The 12374-nt window shown below is 69.2% G+C and carries 13 protein-coding genes and 3 tRNA genes; 6 read left to right on the forward strand and 10 right to left on the reverse strand.

The window, feature by feature from the left end; translation table 11 throughout:
* Positions 1-15: 15 nt before the first annotated feature.
* The 3 genes from cysD to B146_RS0100330 are packed head-to-tail and all read left to right on the forward strand — an operon-like array spanning position 16 to position 2938.
* The gene (gene cysD / locus B146_RS0100320; RefSeq protein ID WP_274532737.1) at positions 16-987 is read left to right on the forward strand and encodes a sulfate adenylyltransferase subunit CysD; all 972 of its coding nucleotides are present in this window, start codon (positions 16-18) and stop codon (positions 985-987) included.
* On the forward strand, positions 987-2759 hold the full coding sequence (cysN, locus tag B146_RS24555; RefSeq protein ID WP_019994410.1) for a sulfate adenylyltransferase subunit CysN: 1773 nt from the start codon (positions 987-989) through the stop codon (positions 2757-2759). Before cysD ends, cysN begins: the two co-directional genes overlap by 1 nt.
* Positions 2759-2938, forward strand: a complete 180-nt coding sequence (locus B146_RS0100330; RefSeq protein WP_019994411.1) for a hypothetical protein — start codon at positions 2759-2761, stop codon at positions 2936-2938. Before cysN ends, B146_RS0100330 begins: the two co-directional genes overlap by 1 nt.
* Positions 2939-2951: 13 nt before the next feature.
* On the opposite strand, the gene B146_RS0100335 is transcribed toward B146_RS0100330, so the two are convergent.
* The 5 genes from B146_RS0100335 to B146_RS0100355 form a co-directional block, all read right to left on the reverse strand.
* Positions 2952-3416 carry a nuclear transport factor 2 family protein gene (locus tag B146_RS0100335; RefSeq protein WP_019994412.1) on the reverse strand — a complete coding sequence of 155 codons (465 nt, stop codon included), beginning with the start codon at positions 3414-3416 and terminating at the stop codon, positions 2952-2954.
* A gap of 85 nt (positions 3417-3501) precedes the next feature.
* Positions 3502-3696: a Trm112 family protein gene (locus B146_RS0100340; protein WP_019994413.1), complete on the reverse strand. Its 195-nt coding sequence runs from the start codon at positions 3694-3696 to the stop codon at positions 3502-3504.
* A gap of 132 nt (positions 3697-3828) precedes the next feature.
* Positions 3829-4506, reverse strand: coding sequence for an LON peptidase substrate-binding domain-containing protein (locus B146_RS0100345; protein ID WP_155897344.1), 678 nt, complete (start codon positions 4504-4506; stop codon positions 3829-3831).
* An 87-nt stretch (positions 4507-4593) separates the two neighbouring features.
* Positions 4594-5580 (reverse strand): thioredoxin, encoded by a 987-nt coding sequence (trxA, locus tag B146_RS0100350; RefSeq protein ID WP_019994415.1) that lies wholly within the window; start codon positions 5578-5580, stop codon positions 4594-4596.
* Positions 5577-6173, reverse strand: a complete 597-nt coding sequence (locus B146_RS0100355) for a prolyl-tRNA synthetase associated domain-containing protein (RefSeq protein WP_019994416.1) — start codon at positions 6171-6173, stop codon at positions 5577-5579. The genes trxA and B146_RS0100355 overlap by 4 nt, the downstream gene beginning before the upstream one ends.
* A gap of 319 nt (positions 6174-6492) precedes the next feature.
* Here B146_RS0100355 and B146_RS0100360 point away from each other — a divergent pair.
* A tRNA-Gly gene (locus tag B146_RS0100360) sits at positions 6493-6567 on the forward strand.
* A 118-nt stretch (positions 6568-6685) separates the two neighbouring features.
* On the opposite strand, the gene B146_RS0100365 is transcribed toward B146_RS0100360, so the two are convergent.
* Positions 6686-7633 carry a LysR family transcriptional regulator gene (locus tag B146_RS0100365; protein ID WP_019994417.1) on the reverse strand — a complete coding sequence of 316 codons (948 nt, stop codon included), beginning with the start codon at positions 7631-7633 and terminating at the stop codon, positions 6686-6688.
* A gap of 105 nt (positions 7634-7738) precedes the next feature.
* On the opposite strand from B146_RS0100365, the gene B146_RS0100370 reads away from it, so the two are divergent.
* Entirely contained in the window at positions 7739-8752 is a 1014-nt protein-coding gene (locus B146_RS0100370; protein ID WP_019994418.1) for a zinc-dependent alcohol dehydrogenase family protein, read from the forward strand.
* Between the two features lie 293 nt (positions 8753-9045).
* Here B146_RS0100370 and B146_RS0100375 read toward each other — a convergent pair.
* The 3 genes from B146_RS0100375 to B146_RS0100385 form a co-directional block, all read right to left on the reverse strand.
* Positions 9046-9122 (reverse strand) — tRNA-Met (locus B146_RS0100375).
* Between the two features lie 42 nt (positions 9123-9164).
* Positions 9165-9241 (reverse strand) — tRNA-Met (locus B146_RS0100380).
* A 203-nt stretch (positions 9242-9444) separates the two neighbouring features.
* Positions 9445-10695 (reverse strand): MFS transporter, encoded by a 1251-nt coding sequence (locus tag B146_RS0100385; protein WP_019994419.1) that lies wholly within the window; start codon positions 10693-10695, stop codon positions 9445-9447.
* A gap of 100 nt (positions 10696-10795) precedes the next feature.
* Between B146_RS0100385 and B146_RS0100390 the strand changes: the two genes are divergently transcribed.
* Positions 10796-11716, forward strand: coding sequence for a LysR family transcriptional regulator (locus B146_RS0100390; protein WP_019994420.1), 921 nt, complete (start codon positions 10796-10798; stop codon positions 11714-11716).
* Positions 11717-11735: 19 nt separating this feature from the next.
* On the opposite strand, the gene B146_RS0100395 is transcribed toward B146_RS0100390, so the two are convergent.
* Positions 11736-12254 carry a DUF3617 domain-containing protein gene (locus tag B146_RS0100395; RefSeq protein WP_019994421.1) on the reverse strand — a complete coding sequence of 173 codons (519 nt, stop codon included), beginning with the start codon at positions 12252-12254 and terminating at the stop codon, positions 11736-11738.
* Positions 12255-12374: the final 120 nt, after the last annotated feature.

Genomic DNA, 12374 nt, shown 5'->3' on the forward strand with positions numbered 1-12374 from the left:
ACTGGCCCTGCCTGACTGGACTGCGCCGACTTATTCCCCTTCTCAGCCGCGCCCGCGCCTGCCGGGCGTCAAAGGTCCCCTGCCATGAAGCACATGACCCATCTCCAGAGCCTCGAGGCGGAGTCGATCTACATCATCCGCGAAGTGGCGGCGACGGCCGAGAACCCGGTGATGCTCTTCTCCATCGGCAAGGATTCGATGGTCATGCTGCATCTGGCGCGCAAGGCCTTCGCGCCGGGCAAGCTGCCCTTCCCGCTGCTCCATGTCGACACGACCTGGAAGTTCCGCGAGATGATCGAGTTTCGCGACCGCATCGCGCGCGAATGGGATCTCGACCTCCTCGTTCACACGAACGAGGAGGGCCTGAAGGCCGGCATCAACCCGTTCGATTCCGGCTCGCGCCTCCACACGGACGTGATGAAGACGGAAGGGCTGAAGCAGGCGCTCGGCAAGTACAAGTTCGACGCGGCCTTCGGCGGCGCGCGGCGCGACGAGGAGAAGAGCCGCGCCAAGGAGCGCGTCTTCTCGCTGCGCTCGGCCGAGCATCGCTGGGAGCCCAAGAACCAGCGCCCCGAGCCCTGGCACCTCTTCAACACCCGTAAGCGCCAGGGCGAAAGTTTTCGCGTGTTTCCCTTGTCCAATTGGACCGAGGCCGACGTGTGGGACTATATCGCGCTGGAAGACATTCCCGTCGTGCCGCTCTACTTCGCCAAGCACCGCCCCGTGGTCTCGCGCGACGGCACGCTGATCATGCGCGACGACGAGCGCATGAAGCTCGCCGAGGGTGAGGCGACATCGGACGAGCTGGTCCGCTTCCGCACGCTCGGCTGCTATCCGCTGACGGGCGCGGTGCGCTCCACCGCCACGACGCTGCCCGAGATCATCGCCGAGATGCGCGCCTCCCGCTCCTCCGAGCGCGAGGGCCGGGTGATCGACCGCGACGGCGGCGCCTCCATGGAAGAAAAGAAGCAGGAAGGGTATTTCTGATGTCCGCGGCACGCCCTTCCTCCGCAGAAGCCGACGCAGCCCTCGACAGCGCCACCAACCGCGCGGCGCTGGCCGAGGACCAGACCTTCGCCGGTCCGGCCCCGGACGACGCGCCGCTCGATGCCTCGCTTGACCCCGCGAAGGCCGCCGACCTGCGCGCGCAAGCCGCTGCCGTGGCCGCCGCCGGCGCCAAGGCCTCGCTCCTGCGCTTCATCACCTGCGGCTCGGTGGACGACGGCAAGTCCACGCTGATCGGCCGGCTTCTCTTCGACACCAATTCCGTCTTCGACGACCAGATGGAAGCGCTTCAGCGCGACTCCAAGAAGTTCGGCACGACGGGCAGCGATCTCGACTTCGCGCTTCTGGTGGACGGGCTCTCGGCCGAGCGCGAGCAGGGCATCACGATCGACGTCGCCTATCGCTACTTCAACACGAAGAAGCGCGCCTTCATCATCGCCGACACGCCGGGGCACGAGCAGTACACCCGCAACATGGCGACCGGCGCGAGCCAGGCCGAACTCGCCATCATCCTCGTGGACGCGCGCAAGGGCATCCTGGCCCAGACGCGGCGGCACTCCTTCATCACCTCCATGGTCGGCATCAAGTCCGTCATCGTGGCGGTGAACAAGATGGACCTCGTGGAGTTCAGCGAGAGCGTCTTCAACGAGATCGTCGCGGGCTACAAGGCGCTGCTCCCCCATCTCGGCTTCACGGATGTGCGCTACATCCCGCTCTCGGCCAAGAACGGCGACAATCTCGCCGAGCGCTCCGCCCACACGCCCTGGTACAAGGGACCGACGCTCTTGGAGACGCTGGAAGAGGTGGAGCCGCAGACCTTTGCGGCCGGCTCGCCGCATTTCCGCCTGCCGGTGCAATGGGTGAACCGCCCCAATCTCGACTTCCGCGGCTTCTGCGGAACGGCGGCGGGCGGGCGCATTTCGCAGGGCGACGCGGTTCTCTCCCTGCCGAGCCGACAGCGCTCCACCGTCAAGGCCGTCTACGGGCCGAACGGGCAGGTGGAGAGCGCCGAGGACGGCGAGGCGATCACGCTGACGCTGAACGACGAGATCGACGCTTCGCGCGGCGACGTGCTCGTCAAGGTCGGCGATCCGATCGCCGCGCATCGCACCCTCCAGGCCGAAATCCTCTGGATGGTGGATCGCCCGCTCATCGCCGGCGGGCGCTTCGTCGCCAAGCTTTCCAGCGCGCAGACGCCCGTCAACGTGCGCTCGCTGGACGAGGCGGTGGACATCCATTCCTACCAGCCGCGCTCGGCCAACGCCCTTCTCATGAACGAGATCGGCCGCGTCACGCTGCAATTCGACAAGCCGCCGGTGGCGACGCTCTATTCGGAAAGCCGCGAGCTGGGCGCCTTCATCCTGATCGACCCGCTCACCAACGAGACGGTGGCGCTCGGCATCGTGACCGGCCTGCCGCGCGTCGAGGACGCGCCCGGCACGGCGGCGCGCTCGGCGCAGGCCGCGAGTCCCGCCGCGCCCCGCTCGCAGTTCGAGCGTGTGAGAGCCGAATGGCTCGGTCCGGCGCTCGCCGCCGATCCCGCGCGCGCGCGCGGCGTCACGATCTTCCGCGCGGCGGCGGCCGTCGCCATCGGCCTCTTCGCGCTGATCCTCGGCCTCGCGCTCTGGAAGGCGGTGCTGCTGGGCGCGCTCGATTTCGCGCTGCGTCCGCTCCTGCGCCGGCTCATGGTGCCGGCCGAGACCGAGGCGGCGCCGGCCGATCCGACCACGGTCCGCGACGGCGAGGGCATCTGATGCGCGGCGCCTCTTCCATGTGCGAAAGCGAGGGCGCGCTCGGCCGCGAGGCCCTCGCCGATCACGCCCGCACCGCGCGCGTCGCCGCCTGGCGCCGCCCGCGCCCGGTTCTGGACGCGGCGCTCCTCGCCGCCTCGCTGCTTCTCTGCACGGCGCTGGTGTTCGGCCCGCTGGTCTGAGGCTTGGGTTCGGTTACAGGCCGAGTTCGCTCAAACCCGGATGATCGTCCGGCCGGCGGCCGAGCGGCCAATGGAACTTGCGCTCCTCCGGCCTGATCCGCACGTCGTTGATCGAGGCGTGGCGGCGCGCCATGAGGCCGGCCGCGTCGAACTCCCAGTTCTCGTTGCCGTGCGAGCGGAACCACTGGTCGCTGTCATCGCGCCATTCGTAGACGAAGCGCACGGCAATGCGCGCGCCCGCATGGGCCCAGACTTCCTTGATCAGCCGGTAGTCCAGCTCGCGATGCCATTTGCGGGTGAGAAAGGCGACGATCTCCTCGCGGCCCGTCAGGAACTCGGCGCGGTTTCGCCATTGGCTTTCAATCGTATAGGCCAGCGACACGCGCTCGGGGTCGCGGCTGTTCCAGGCGTCCTCGGCCATACGGGCCTTCTGGACGGCGGCGGCAAAGTCGAAGGGCGGCAGCGGCGGACGGGACATGGGGCGCGAACCTTTCCGAATGGATCGGCCACGGCTCGGCCGATGGGTGATACGAGAAGGGCCGGCGGGACCGGCCCCGTCTCGTTCAGTCGAGTTCGCGCGCTTCGGACGGCAGCATGATCGGAATGCCGTTGCGGATCGGATAGGCGAGCCGGGCGGCGCGGGAGACCAGCTCGTTGCGCTCGGAATCGTAGCTGAGGCCCGTCTTGGTGAGCGGGCAGACCAGAAGCTCCAAGAGCTTGGGGTCGGGCCGGCCCTTGCGCTCCGCGTCGTCGACCATGCTTATCTCCTCGTGGACGGCCGCGCGCCAGGCATCCTCGCCCCGCGCCGGCCGGCCTCTGTCTTCAAAGTCGGTATCCGATAGCGTCCGGCTCCGCCGGTGCCAAGGGACCGACGGGCCGACATCGAAGGCCTATTGCAGGATCTGCCCGCCGCCGTCCTCGCTGCCCTCGCGGGCCAGCGCGATCTCGGTGATCGCCACCAGCGTTTCGGCGCGGGTGCGCAGGTCCGGCGCTTCCAGAAGCGCCTGCTTTTCCGCCGCGCCATAGGGGGACATCATCGACAGCGCGTTGACCAGCGTCTCGTTGGAGGCTTTGGACACGCTGTCCCAATCGGCTTCCAGCTGGTTGGCCTGGAGATAGGCGCGGAAGCTCTTCAGAAGCGCGTCGCGATCCACCTCCTCCTCGCCCCCGCCGGACGAGAGATCGCCCGCGAACGGCGTGACGCGGCACAGGCGGAAGGGCTCGTCGCTCTCCAGTTCCTCCGACACGCGAAAGCGCGCGATGCCCTGGAGATTGACGAGATAGCGCCCGTCGCCGGTCTCGGTCAGCGAGGTGATGCGCCCCAGGCACCCGACGGCGCAGAGTTCGGGCTCGCCGTCCGGCCGCATGGCGCCGTCGAGGCGCGGCTGGATCATGCCGAGCACCCGCTCGCCCGACATGGCGCTGTCGATCAGCGCGATGTAGCGCGGCTCGAAAATATTGAGCGGCATCTGCCCGCCCGGCAGAAGCAGCGCGCCGGTGAGGGGAAACACCGCCACCGTTTCCGGCAGATCGGCTTCCGAGCGATAGGTGACGTTGCCGGCTTGCACCAATGCATTTCTCCGATTGAACGCCTGGAATTGGCGCGCCGCGTCCCGAACTCAAGAGCCCGAACCGGATGCGGCGCGCGACAAATCCTACCGGAACAGGAGCGAGGACAGGCGGCGGCGCCCTTCCTTCGTGGCGGGGTCCATCGGACCCCAGGCGTCGAAGAATTCGACGAGCTTGCGGCGCGCGCCATCGTCCGCGAAGGTCCGGTCGCGCTTGACGATCTCCAGGAGATGGCCGGCCGCCACGTCCCGCTCGCCCTTGGCCTGCGCGATCAGGGCGAGGTCGAAGCGCGCCTGATGGTCGTCCGGATTGCCCTCGAGCCGCGCCTGAAGCTCGGCCTGATCGCCGAGACCCGCCAGTTCCTCGGCGAGCTTCAGCTTGGTCTTCACCGAGGCGAAGGCCGGGTCGTTCAGCACTTCGGGCGGCATCTGGTCGATCACCGCCTGCGCCCGGTCGGCGTGCCCCGCCGCGAGGAAGCATTCGGCAAGACCCGCGCCGGCCTTGGCGTTCTCGGGGTCGTGCTGGAGCACGGCGGAGTAGAGCTGCGCGGCGCCCGCCGCATCGCCCGCCGCCAGGAACTCGGCGGCCTGCGCGATCGCCTCGTCCATCGGGTCGCCGCCCGCCTCGCCGCCGCCCATCTTCACAAGCCGGTCCACGAAGGCCTTCACCTCGCTCTCGGGCAAGGCGCCCATGAACCCGTCCACCGGCTGGCCGTTGACGAAGGCGAAGACGGCCGGAATCGACTGGACGCCGAGCTGGCCGGCGATCGAGGGGTGATCGTCGATATTCATCTTCACGAGCTTCACCCGGCCGCCCGCCGCGCGCACGACGCGCTCGATCACGGGGGTGAGCTGCTTGCAGGGGCCGCACCAGGGCGCCCAGAAATCCACGAGAACCGGCTGGTTGCGCGATTCGCGGATGACGTCGGCCGAGAAGGCCGCCGTGGTCGTGTCCTTGACGAGATCGCCCCCGGCCTCACCGCCCGGGGCGGGCGCTGCGCCCGCCGGGCCACGGGGCGAAACGCTCTGCCGGCCGAAGCCCGTAAGGCCGGACGCGTAGGGATTGTCGCTCATGGGGTCTGTCCGCTCGCAAGTTCGGCCGCGTCCGCTTCCAGCCGCACGACCAGGGGGTCGTGCGAGACGGCGGCGAACAGGGCCAGGAGATGATCCCGCGCGATCGATGTCGTTCCGCGGTTCGTCAGGGGATGGCAGTTGATGATATCGTGCCCGAGGAGCCGCTCATCAAGAACGAGCGTCACCACGCCGTCCGCATCGTTGACGACGCCGAAGGCAGTGACGGAGCCGGGCTCGACGCCGAGCCGCTCGCGCATCTGCTCGGGCGAGCCGAAGGACAGGCGTCCCTGCGCGCCGATGCGCGTGTGCAGCGTCTTCAGATCGATCGGCGTGTCCTCCTCGGCCACGACCAGAAAGAGCCGGCTCTTCTTGTCCTTCAGGAAGAGGTTCTTGGTGTGCGCGCCTGGGATCGCGCCGCGCAGCTCCTGCGATTGGCCGACCGTGAAGACCGGCTCATGGGCGAGCGTGCGCGTCGGCAGGCCGAGGGCGGCGAAGCGCTCGGCGAGATCGGGCGCGAGCGTGCGCAGGACCGCGTCCGTGCCCGGCGCTCCCCAGCCGTCCCGATTCGCCTCGCCTTGCGTCCCATCGACCATGAATGCTCTCCCGGCGCTCGGATACCCAAGCCCGGTCGTGCCATCGCCACCGACGCGCCGTCAAGCGCCGCGCGGCTCCAGGCCGGGCCCGGCGCACCGCCGCGAAGCCCGGCGGGAGCGGGCGAGAGCGGCGAGTCGCGCCCTCCATTCACAGCCCGCCGCCGGGCAAGGCGCGAAGGGGTTGCGCAAGCCCCTGTTTCCAAACGCCTTTTCCCGCTTTGCGACGCTTCTGCATTTTTCCTATTGCAAAGCACCGAGCCATCGTCCATAAGCCGCTCATCCGCAGCGGACATCAGCGCCGGGGCGGAAACGAGAGCGGGCGGGCGTAGCTCAGGGGTAGAGCACAACCTTGCCAAGGTTGGGGTCGTGGGTTCGAATCCCATCGCCCGCTCCAGTTTTCCTTCACATCATCGATCATCGGTTTCGACGTGGCAGGCTTTCTGCATCTGCGCTCGCGTGGGTCGTTTCCCTGAAATCTCGCAGCGGCGACGCAATGTCGTCGCGCGCGATCGTCACGCCTGCGCTTTGCCCACGGGCGGGCAGAGGGTCCGCAGGCTCGTCGCGTCCGGCAGCTCGGCCGCCAGCGTATCCAGCGCGAGGCGCACGCGGGGCGCAAGAGGCACCGTCTGCGGCCAAAGCGCGTGGCAGTCGAAGACCGTCGAGGGCTCCTCGTCCAGAACGAGAACGAGACGCCCGGCCGCCACGTCGTCCCGGATCAGCCAGCAGGGCAGCCAGGCGAGCCCATAGCCCGCGACGGCCGCGTCGCGGATCGCGCCGAGATCGTCGAAGCGCAGGCGGCTCGGCGGCGTCAGCGTCAGCGCCGGGCCGGCCTCTTGCGGAAACTGCCAGGACAGGACGCGCCCCGCCCGGCCATAGAGAATGGCGCGGTGCCGCTCCAGATCCGCCGGCGTCCCGGGCCGGCCTGCGGCGTCGAGATAGGCGGGCGCGGCACAGACCCGCATGTGCTGATGGGCGATGCGCCGCGCCATCAGGCCGGGCCAGCTCTGCAACGGCCCGTTGCGCACCACGAGGTCGAACCCGTCCTCCACCACATCCACCAGCCGGTCGCTGAAGGCGAGATCGAGCTCCAGCTTGGGATGCGCCTCGGCCATGCGGATCAGGAGCGGCGCGACGCAGACGCGGCCGAAGAGGACCGGCATGGACACGCGCAGCCGGCCCGCCACCTCCCGCCGCCCCGATTCCAGAAGCGCCCGGCCCGCCTGCATCTCGCCGAGCGCCCGCCGGCCATGGTCGAGAAAAAGCTGCCCGTCCTCGGTCAGCGTCAGGGAGCGCGTCGTGCGGTGAAAGAGCCGCACGCCCAGCCGCGCCTCGAGCCGGCCGACGGATTTGGCAACCGCCGAGCGCGACAGGTTGAGCCGCTGCGCGGCCGCCGCGAAGCCGCCCGCATCCACGGACGCGACAAAGGCGGGAAGGTCCGCGAGAAGATCGGTTTCCGCCATGTGATTGTCGCCCCATACGCGCCAGTATGAGGAAGAACTATCGCCACAGGCGCCCGGAGATCAACGCTATCGTTCCGCCATCTCGAACCTTCGGAGACGGTGACGATGCGACATTGGCAGTTGACGGGCTTCGGCCGCGAGAATCTGCGCCTGGAAGAGGCCCCGCGTCCGGCGCCCGGCCCGGGCGAAGTGCTGGTGAAGGTCGCGGCGGTGTCGCTCAACTATCGCGACCGCCTCGTGATCGACAGCGGGATGGGCGCAGCGCTGCCCTTTCCGCTGACGCCGCTGTCGGACATGGCCGGCACGGTGGAAGCGCTGGGCGAGGCGGCGAGCCGCTTCCGGCCGGGCGACCGGGTCCTCGCGACCTTCTTCCCCGGCTGGATCGACGGCCCCGCGCCCGGCCGCGCCGATGCGCTGGACGGGCGCGCGCTCGGCGGCCAGCATCCGGGCGTTCTCGCCGATTACGTCGCGCTGCCGGAGGATTGGCTGGTGCGCGCGCCCGCCTTGCTCGATCTGGCGCAGGCGAGCACCCTGCCCTGCGCCGGGCTCACCGCCTGGTTCGCGCTCGTGGAGCAGGGACGGCTGCGCGCGGGCGAGCGGGTTCTCGTGCAGGGCACGGGCGGCGTCGCGCTGTTCGGCCTGCAGATCGCCAAGGCCCATGGCGCCGAGGTCTTCGTCACCTCGGGCAGCGCCGACAAGCTGGCGCGCGCGAAGGCGCTCGGCGCCGATCACGCGATCGACCGGAGCCGGGAGGACTGGCCCGCCGCCACGCATCGGCTGACCGGGGGTCGGGGCCTCGACCATATTCTGGAACTCGTCGGCGGCGCGCATCTCGCCCGCTCGCTGGAGGCGGTGGCGATCGGCGGCCGCGTGTCGGTGATCGGCGTGATGGAAGGCTTCGATCTCTCGGGCAGCGCGGGTCCCCTGATGATGAAGAACGCGACCGTGCAGGGCATTCGCGTCGGCCATCGGCGGGCGCTGGAGGATCTGGTGCGCGCGGTGGACGCGACCGGCCTGAAGCCGGTGATCGACGCGCGCTACCGGATGGACGAGCTTCCCGCCGCGCTCGACCATCTCGAACGGGGCGCCTTCGGCAAGATCGTCATCGAACTCGACTGAGGTGACGAGCCGGTCGGGGCGAACGGAAACATGCCCTCGCCTCGCCTGCCAGCCGGATCATGCCGAAGGACTCATGGATGCTCTCGGCGCGCCTCTTCTTCAGGGGCGCGCTGCCGCGTGTCGGAAGCAATGGCGCGGCTCTCCAGAGCGTGCACGAATCGAGAAAAGACGGCGTCCGTTCCAGCCGAATCGGACATTCGACATTTCGCCCTGTGAGCGAAGCGATCTGAAACACTTGGGAAGAAAATCGCCGGATCGATCCTCGCTGGCGAGGGGTCCTGGCGGTCTGACAATGGTTGCGGGGGCAAGATTTGAACTTGCGACCTTCAGGTTATGAGCCTGACGAGCTACCGGGCTGCTCCACCCCGCGCCATGTCCCTGCGGCGCCGGTGCCGCGGGTCGTCTCTGTCATTGGTTGCGGGGGCAAGATTTGAACTTGCGACCTTCAGGTTATGAGCCTGACGAGCTACCGGGCTGCTCCACCCCGCGCCATGACCCTTCAGCGTCGCCGCCGTCGGTGATTGGCGATATAGCCGTCTTTGGCAGCTTTGGAAAGGGCCTCATGTCGCTTTTATGAAAAACCGACCTCGTCTCGCCAAACACCAAGGTTTTGCGAGCCCGGCACGTCGCCAATTGCGCAAAAGCATATCGCAGAACCGGAAAAAGGCGAATCCCTTGATTCGCGCCCGCTTTCACGCCGGCTTGAGGCCGCGCGAGAGAAGCGCGCCGAGAAGGGCGAAGCCGGCGGTCAGCGCCCCGATCGCCGGCCAGCCGCCCGCCTGCCAGACCCAGCCGCCCACGGCCCCCGTGACGCTGGCGCCGAGATAGTAGATCAGGAGATAGAGCGAGGTCGCGTGGCCCTTGTCGCCCCGCGCCAGCGCCCCGACCGAGCCGCTGGCGACCGAATGGCCGATGAAGAAGCCGGTGGTGACGAGCGCGATGCCGCAGGCGATGAGCGGGAGCGCGCTGGCGAGCGTCAGGAGCACGCCGGCGAGCATCAGGAGAAAGCCGACCGTCAGGAGCGGCCGCCGCCCGAAGCGATCCGACAGGCGGCCCGCGAGCGAGGAGGACACGATGCCGAACCCGTAGGCGAGGAAGATCAGGCTCACCTCCGTCTGCCCGAGGCCGTAGGGCGCGCCGGTGAGGCGGAAGGTCGAGTAGTTGAACAGCGTCACGAAAAGGCTCGTGAGCAGGAAGCCGATCGCATAGAGGCGCAGGAGCGCGCGGTTGCGAAGGTGCCGGCCCCAGGCGCTCAGGTGGAAGCGGAAGGCGAGCCCGCGTCGCGCCTCGAAATGGCGCGAGGGCGGCAGGAGCGCCAGAAAGCCGAGCGCGGCGGCAAAGCAGATGATTCCGAGCCCGCCCATGGCCCAGCGCCAGGACATGAATTCCGTGGCGACGCCGAGCCCGACCCGCCCGATCATCGCGCCGAAGGCCGTGCCCCCGACATAGAGACCCATCGTGCGCCCGAGATGCGCGGGCTCGATCTCCTCGGCGAGCCAGGCCATGGCGACGGCCGGGACGCCGCCGAGCACGAAGCCTTCCAGCGCGCGCGCCGCGAGCAGCCCGTGCCAGCTCGGGCTCAGCGCGGCGACGAGGTTCAGAACCGCCGCGCCCGCCATGGACGCGAACATCAGGCCCCGCCGCCCGAGCGCCTGCGAGAAGGCGCCCGCAAGAAGGATCGACACGGCGAGGAACCCGGTCGTCAGCGACAGGACGAGCGAGCTTTCCGCCGGGCTGACGCCGAAGCTTGCGGCAAAGGCCGGCAGGAGCGGCTGCACGCAGTAGATCAGCGAGAAGCTGGCAAAGCCCAGGAGAAATAGTGCGAGCCCCGCGCGGCGATGCTCCCGCGTGCCGTGGCGGATGAAGCCGGCCGTGGCGGCGGGCCGATCGGGAACGGCGGGAACGGCGGCGGCGGTGCCGTCGAGACGCAGGGAGGAGGCCATGAACGCGAAACCTTCGCAGCGGATCGGCCCGATATAGAAGCGCCCGCCTTCATGCGTCCAATATATGGAAGAGGCGATTTCAATAGCTTATACGAATGGCATGGAGCTTCGACATATCCGCTATTTCCTCGCGGTCGCGGAGGAAGGCAATTTCACCCGCGCCGCCGCCCGGCTCGGCATCGGCCAGCCGCCGCTGAGCCTTCAGATCCGCGATCTGGAGCGGGAGGTCGGCGCGCAGCTGTTTCATCGCGTGCCGCACGGGGCGGAGCTGACGGAGGCCGGCCGCGTGTTTTTCGAACGTGTCGCCCCCCTGCCCGAGCGCGCGCGTCAGGCGGCGGAAGCGGCGCGCCGCGCCGAGCGGGGCGAAACTGGCACGCTGCGCCTCGGCTTCACCGGCACCTCGGTTCTTCACCCGGTGCTCGGCGCGGCCATCCGCGCCTTTCGGCGGCGCTTTTCCGAGGTGGAACTGGTGCTGGAAGAGGCCAATTCCGCGACGCTTCTGGACGGGCTGGAGGAGGAGCGGCTTGATGCGGCGATCCTGCGCCCGTCCCTGTCGGAAGCGGGCGCGATCCAGGCCTTCGCGCTCGTGCGCGAGCATCTCGTGGCCGCCGTCCCGTCGGGCCATGCGGCGGCGTCCGGCGCCGCGCCGCTCGATCTCGAACGCCTCGCCGGGGAGCCGCTGCTCCTGACGCCCCGGCGGGTCGGCACCAGCCTGCACGACGCGGCGATCGAGGCGTGCCGGCAGGTCGGCTTCGAGCCCGTGCTCGGCCAGTCCGCCCCGCAGATCGCCTCGGTCCTGTCGCTCGTGTCGGCCGAGCTCGGCTTTTCGCTCGTGCCGGACGCGCTGCGCCAGCTCAGCATCGCGGGCGTCGCCTATCGCGATCTCGTCGGCCCCGCGCCGCATGTGGAACTCGCCGTCGCCTATCGCCGGCAGCGGCCCGCAAGGCTCGCGGTGAATTTCGCCGACATGGCCCGCGCCGCCGCGCGCGACCTCGCGGCCGGATCGACGCCCAACGCCTGACCCGGCCGGAAGATGGGTCTTACTGCGCCGGGGCCGGAGCCGGAGCGGTCGGCATCTTCACGATCTGGCCGTCGGGCATGATGATGTCGCCCGGGCTCTGGCCGGCTTCGCAGGGGCCGACATAGGTGGCCTCGATCTCCATCTGCTGGCGCACGGGCTCCTTGGTGTCGGGCACGCCGGTCAGCGTGGTGTCGACCTTCATGGTGATCTTGCTGTTGAAATCGCCGCTGATCTGGCTTTTTCCTGCGGCCGAGATCGTGCCGATCTTGCACTCGGTCTCGCCCTCGTAGCCATCGGCCGTCTTGACCATGGTGCGCTTGGAACAGGCCTGCCCCGCGCCGAAGGCGTTCTGGGCAAGGCCGTCCGTCTTCTCGTCGATACATTGCCGGACCGTCACGTCGCCGTTCGGCGACTGGGTCTTGGTTTCCCACAGGCCGGGCTTGCGCGTCGGCAGCGTTTCGGCCGCGAGCGCCGAGCCGAGCGTCGCGAGGCTCATGACCGTGGAGGCGAGGCAGAGGGAGACGATGCGATGCCGCATGGATGTATCCTGAAACTGCGTGGTCGGAACCACCTGGCAAGGCGAACTTAGGTTCACCCGGGCCGAGGGCAACGGAAAGCCGCCGCGCGGGCGTCCGAGCACGCCTGCGCCTGGGCCACC

Origin of the sequence: Aureimonas ureilytica DSM 18598 = NBRC 106430 (assembly GCF_000382705.1) — a bacterium.
Classification (GTDB): Bacteria; Pseudomonadota; Alphaproteobacteria; order Rhizobiales; family Rhizobiaceae; genus Aureimonas; species Aureimonas ureilytica.

What these genes read in the sequence shown, in the direction of transcription:
- cysN (WP_019994410.1), top strand. Translation starts at nt 987, where the DNA reads ATGTCCGCGGCACGCCCTTCCTCCGCAGAAGCCGACGCAGCCCTCGAC.
- B146_RS0100330 (WP_019994411.1), top strand. Translation starts at nt 2,759, where the DNA reads ATGCGCGGCGCCTCTTCCATGTGCGAAAGCGAGGGCGCGCTCGGCCGC.
- B146_RS0100335 (WP_019994412.1), bottom strand. Translation starts at nt 3,416, where the DNA reads ATGTCCCGTCCGCCGCTGCCGCCCTTCGACTTTGCCGCCGCCGTCCAG.
- B146_RS0100340 (WP_019994413.1), bottom strand. Translation starts at nt 3,696, where the DNA reads ATGGTCGACGACGCGGAGCGCAAGGGCCGGCCCGACCCCAAGCTCTTG.
- trxA (WP_019994415.1), bottom strand. Translation starts at nt 5,580, where the DNA reads ATGAGCGACAATCCCTACGCGTCCGGCCTTACGGGCTTCGGCCGGCAG.
- B146_RS0100355 (WP_019994416.1), bottom strand. Translation starts at nt 6,173, where the DNA reads ATGGTCGATGGGACGCAAGGCGAGGCGAATCGGGACGGCTGGGGAGCG.
- B146_RS0100365 (WP_019994417.1), bottom strand. Translation starts at nt 7,633, where the DNA reads ATGGCGGAAACCGATCTTCTCGCGGACCTTCCCGCCTTTGTCGCGTCC.
- B146_RS0100370 (WP_019994418.1), top strand. Translation starts at nt 7,739, where the DNA reads ATGCGACATTGGCAGTTGACGGGCTTCGGCCGCGAGAATCTGCGCCTG.
- B146_RS0100385 (WP_019994419.1), bottom strand. Translation starts at nt 10,695, where the DNA reads ATGGCCTCCTCCCTGCGTCTCGACGGCACCGCCGCCGCCGTTCCCGCC.
- B146_RS0100390 (WP_019994420.1), top strand. Translation starts at nt 10,796, where the DNA reads ATGGAGCTTCGACATATCCGCTATTTCCTCGCGGTCGCGGAGGAAGGC.
- B146_RS0100395 (WP_019994421.1), bottom strand. Translation starts at nt 12,254, where the DNA reads ATGCGGCATCGCATCGTCTCCCTCTGCCTCGCCTCCACGGTCATGAGC.